The following is a 5,437-nucleotide window of genomic DNA, read 5'->3' on the forward strand; positions in this document are numbered from 1 at the left end:
CGGGGTGAGCCGGGTGAGGATCGGCGCCACCGCGAACGCGGGCCCCGCCACGCTGCCGAGCTGGCCCAACGCGATCGACACCTGGGCCACCGCCACGGCGGTGACGAGCAGGTGCTCGACGCTCACCGCCATGCCCAACGCGGTGGCGCCCGCGACGAGCGCGGTCAGCAGCAGTGGCTGCGCTCCGGCGACCAGCCCGGTCGCGACCGCCTGCAGGCGTTGAGTGGCCGCGTCCGCGCGCTTCTGCCGGGCGAACAACCGCGCCCACAGCGCGAAGACGGCGGTCTCCCGACCCGCTGCCTGGATCTTGTCGATACCGAGCATCACCGGGTAAAGGAGCCCGTAGACCTCGCCGTGCAGCCGGAACACCTCCGACTCGTGTCGCTGTTGACGGCGGGCGAGGACGACCAGCGCCACCGCCAGCACGGTCACGCCGGCGAAGACCAGCCCCGCCAGCCCCGGGTCTATACCGATCACCACCACCATGCTCACCAGGGCGAAAACCGTGCCGAGCAGAGCGGTGACGGTGACATCGGACAGGCTGCGACGGATCTCGGCGATGCCGCCCGCCCGCGCGACCAGTTCACCGGTGGAGTACCGGGTGAAAAAGGGTGCGCCCAGGGACAGCAGGCGGTCCCACACGGCAGGCTCCAGAGCCGACTGCAGCCGGCTCTGGAGCCGCACGATGGCCGCGTTGCGTACGAGCAGCAGCAGGCCGGAAGCGGCCACGACCGCGGCGAGCAGGCCCGCGAGCCAGCCCAACGCACCCGGGCCGCCATCGATGACCAGCCGTGGCAGCACCAGTCCGATCGCCAGTGGAACAGTCAGCGCGAGCAGGCCAGCGATGATCCCGGCGAGCAGCAGCACACCGAGGTCCGGCCCGGAGCCGGCTAGGGCGAACCTGATCACGGCGGGTAGTGAGCGCGCGTGGGCCGGCAGCGGCCGATAGACCGCGAGCGCGGTTGGCGCGAGGGTGCGTGCGGTCGCCTCGGTGAGCGGACGGCGCTCGCCGGTGGCCGGGTCGTGGATGCGGTAGCCGCGGCGCCGCGGCAGCAGCGCCACCGGATGCCCGTCCTCGCCCGTCCATCCGATCATGACGGTGGCGGTGCCGGCCAGCCGGGACGGGTCCAGGGTGACGGTGCGCCCGCGGATGCGGCTGGCCCGCAGCATGGCGCCGACGGGATCGGATGTTCCCCCGACGCGCGGTGACACGGCGGGCCCGGCCGGTGCGGCCAGCCCGGCGGGTACGACCAGCGGTACGCCGAGCGTTTCGGCCACCGCCCCGACCACCTCCGTGGCCTGCGCGACCGGATCCCCGGCCGGGACCGACGGGTCGGCCGGTGCCAGCACGGCGCCCAGCGCCGACCATGCTCCGGTGAGCACTCGCAGGTTGTCCGCGGCGCGCTCGTGCAGCCGCCGCCGCCACCTCGCGTCATCCCGGTCCGCCCGGCTGATCGCCAGCGCCAGGACGGTCCGGTGGAAGCCGCCGAGGGCGGCGACGGTGAGCGTGGCGAAGTTCTCGCCGGTCAACGACGGCGGATCAAGCGCGTCCGGAGCACCGGGCGCACCCGACGTATCCCGCACGTCCCCGGCCACGGCGCGGGTGATCCGCACCAGCCAGTCCCGCAGCTCCGGCTCGGTGATGCTGGGCGGGACGATCCACGTTCCGGTGAGGGAACGCCGGCGCAGCACCGTGGGCGGCACGGTGCGCGCGATCAGTGTCCACCCCTCGGGAACATCACCGGGGGCCACACCGACCAGAATCTCGCCGGCGGACACCCGCAGCAGCGGCCGCAGCTCACCGGCGCCGGCATCGGAACCGCCCGGCCCGGCATCGCCCGACCCAGCCTCGCGTTGCAGGAACAGGTCGACCGCGCCCTGTTCGACCCGCCAGAAGCTGGTGTGATCCCAGACGTCGACGGTGTGTGTCGACATTGACCACGCCTTGCCGCCGCCCGCGGACGCGGTCACCTCCGGGCGCACAGCGGTGGGATTCGATGTCATACCAGCTCCTCCAAGAGGCGGCGGTACGGTCCGGCCGCGGCAGCCAGGTCGGTGTGGGCGCCGCGTTCCACCACCCGCCCCCGGTCGAGCACGACGATCTCGTCGGCATCCCGGATGGTGCTCAGCCGGTGGGCGAGGATCAGACAGGTACATCCACGGCCGCGGATGTTCGCATCGACGTTGCGCTCGGTGATGGGGTCAAGCGCACTTGTGGCCTCATCCAGGATGAGTACGGCGGGGTCCATGGCCAGCGCGCGGGCGATTTCCAGGCGCTGGCGCTCCCCGCCGGAGAGGTTACGGGCCTCCTCCCGCACCCAGGCCGCGTCAAGCCCACCGCGCTGGGCCACCACGTCGGCGACACAGGCGTGCTCAAGTGCAAGGCGCAGCTCCGCATCGCTGATATGGCCGTCCCACAGCGTGAGGTTGTCGCGGACACTCCCGGAGAAGAGGTGCAACTGCTGATCCACATAGGCGATCGATGAGGTCAGCACCGCGCGCGCGACGTCCTCACGGCGCATCCCGTCGTAGCGGACCTCGCCCGAGACCGGCCGCAGCACTCCGGCGACGAGCCGGGCCAACGTGGACTTCCCACCGCCGGACGCCCCGACCACAGCCACCCGCTGGCCTGCCGCGATACGCAGCGAGACACCGGCGAGCACGGGCGGGCGGTGCGGGTCGTAACCGAAGCTGACGTCGACCAGCTCGATGTGCCCGCGCAACCTCCCGGCGTCGACGGGCACTCGCTGCGCGGGCACCGCCGGGCGCTCCGCAACCGAGACCGTGCCGGTGCCGGGGCCGGGGCAGGGACAGGGACAGGGGCAGGGGCAGGGGCAGGGGCAGGGGCCAGGATGGGGGTCAGCGCCGGGTCCGGTTCGGCGTCGAGGACATCGTCGACGAGCGCCTGCTGGGCACGGGCAGTGATCAGATCCGCGCCGGCGCCGACCAGAATGGTGATCTGGAGCAGCAGACTCCCCATGATCATCTGCACCGCCACCAGCGTGCCGACGCTGATCTGTCCGTGCAGCAGCTCATGGAAGCCGAGCACGACCACCAGCCCACCGGCGAGAACGTTCAGCGTCGTCGGCAGTACCAGCAGCGTCTGCGCCCGCGCGGAGGCGCGCTGGCCGGCGTTGATGGCGCGGGCCTGCCAGCCGGCCCAGGTGGCGAAGAAGGTGTCCTCACCGCCGTCGGCCTTGAGGGTTTCGATCGCCGCGATCCCGGCGAACGCGACGCCGTCGCGTCGGCTGTCGGCGACCTGCAGTTCGTGGCGGTCCGCGGTCTGGCGCGCGACGACGGCCCGCAGCGCGACCAGGTTCGCCGCGGCGACGCCGACGCCGATCAGGGCGAGTCGCCAGTTGAGCCAGACCAGCGTGCCCAGGTAGAGCGCACCGGTCAGGACGCTGGCCACCGCCGAGGCGAGCCGGGTCGTGAGCACCACGGACAGGCCGTCGTTGACCTGCACCCGGGTGACCAGACCGCCGAGCTGGCGGCGGTGGAAGAACACCCCGGGCAGCCGGAGCATCCGCCACAGGAACTCCCCGGACGTGCGCGCCGCCATGGCCACCAGCACCCGGCCCAGCACGGCCTGCTGGAGCCAGGTGGCCGCCACCACCGTGACCGCCGCCGCCGCCAGCGCGATGCTGAGCCGGACGGCCAACGTGTCGGCGCCGATCCCAGCGGTACCGGCCAGACCGGGGTCGGCCAGATTCGGGTCGGTCAGGAAGGTACGGAACAGGACCGAGGCGAGCACGGTCGGGATGGCCCCGAGCAGGCCGGCGAGCACGGCGATCGCGGCCACCGACGCGTGTGGACGCAGCCGGGCGGCGACGGCGTGGGCGAACGGCATCCGCCGGCCACCGCGGCGGAATGTCGGGTCCGGGGCGAAGGTGATGACGATGCCGCGGAAGGTGTCCGCGAAAGCGTCGGGGGTGGCCCGGTACCGGCCCGCGGCGGGGTCGTTGACCAGTACCCGGCCACGGCGGACGCCGTCGAGGACGGCGAAGTGCGGGCCGTCGACGAGCACGACCGCGGGTGTGGGCAGGGCGCGCAGCGTCGCGGTGTCCACCGGATTGTCGCGCTCCCGCAGGGCCACCCGGCGGCCGGTTCCGGTCAGCCCGTACCGGGCTGCGCCGCGGACCAGCGCGGCAGCCGTCGCCCCGTCGCGGGTCACCCCACATGCCTGGCGGACCTCGTGCAGGCTCACCCGCCGGCCGAAGCCGGCGAGGACCGCGGTCAGGCAGGCCGCCGCGCAGTCCTGCTCCTCCATCTGTGGGACGAACGCACTGCGTCGCCGCGCGTGGCGCAGGTGTAGGCGCAGGTGTGGACGCAGGCGCAGGTGTGGACGCAGGCCGTGCCGGCCAGCGGGCCGACCGCGGCGCGATCGTGGGTGCGCTGAACCACCGCGCCCCCCGGTCTCCGGGTCGGTCGCGATCGCCGCGCTCACCGACGCTGTCCAAACAGGACCCGCAACGGATGATCGCGACTGATGAGAATGCTCGCCGCGACCGGGCTCATCGCCGGAATCTGCGCACCGATCTCGGCACCCGCCGCGTCGATGCCCACCTCGACGAGCCAGACGTCCGTACCGGCGTCGACTCCGGGCACCCGCTGGGAGCCGAACCGGGACACCAGCTCGGCCGCGGATGACGGGTAGCCGGCCACGGCGCTGATGTGCCCGGCCAGCACACCGCCCGCCAGGGCCAGGTGCGTCTGCTGTCCCGGTTGCAGGCTGGACAGCTCCTCGCGCGAGGTCACGAACAGAACAGCCTGCGCCGGCGCGGTCCGCGGATCCGCACCAGGGTCGACCAGGACGACCGCAGCCCCGGCGTCCAGCTGCTGGCCCGGGACGGCGACGACGTTCATGACCGCGCCGTCGGCCGGCGCGTGCACCGGCGCGGGGCCGTCCGGCGTGGCGACGATCGCGACGACCTGATCGCGGTGCACCTGCTCGCCCGACCCGACCGTGACCGAGAGGAGCGCGCCGGCCTTCGGCGCCGCCGCGGCCAGTGGACCCCGGCCGTGTACCAACACACCGCGCGCGGAAAGGTGGTGTGGCAGGGTACCCACGACCGCCCAGGCCGCCCCCGCGCCGATGAGGACGACCAGGGCGAGCGCAGCCGCCCACAGCCGCCCCGACAGGACACGGATCGGCTGGTCAAGGTGGTCGGCGGCGTACACACCCTGCGTCGCGCCCGACGTCTGCGCCACGTTCGGCGCCGACTCCGGCGCCGTGTGCACCCCGGTTGTCACTGGATTCGGCGGTTTCGCCGGTTTCCCGCCGGTCGACCCCGGCGGGGGTGCGGGGTCGGCCACCGGCGTCCGGTCGGCTGACGGGGATGGTGCAAGGCGCATGGCGGGCTCTCCCAGCCTGGGGTCGGGACGGCCAGTGGTGGCCGATCCGCGGGTAGTCCGCGGGATGTCCGCGGGATGTCGG

Annotated in this window: 3 protein-coding genes and 1 pseudogene; all 4 read right to left on the bottom strand. The window is 73.5% G+C overall.

Features of this window, described 5'->3' with window-relative positions:
* A partial coding sequence (locus U9980_RS09435) for an ABC transporter transmembrane domain-containing protein (protein WP_322767582.1) occupies positions 1-2,004 on the bottom strand: 2,004 nt, incomplete at its 3' end.
* Entirely contained in the window at positions 2,001-2,759 is a 759-nt protein-coding gene (locus U9980_RS09440) for an ATP-binding cassette domain-containing protein (protein ID WP_322767583.1), read from the bottom strand. The genes U9980_RS09440 and U9980_RS09435, both read right to left, overlap by 4 nt.
* Before the next feature lie 221 nt (positions 2,760-2,980).
* Positions 2,981-4,447: pseudogene (locus U9980_RS09445) on the bottom strand (cysteine peptidase family C39 domain-containing protein); the annotation flags it as partial.
* Positions 4,444-5,437: biotin/lipoyl-containing protein (locus U9980_RS09450; protein ID WP_322767584.1), on the bottom strand; the 994-nt coding region annotated here is incomplete at its 5' end. The gene U9980_RS09450 and the pseudogene U9980_RS09445, both read right to left, overlap by 4 nt.

The sequence above is a fragment of the Protofrankia sp. Cr1 genome, from assembly GCF_963555865.1.
In the GTDB taxonomy this organism is placed as follows: Bacteria; Actinomycetota; Actinomycetes; order Frankiales; family Frankiaceae; genus Protofrankia.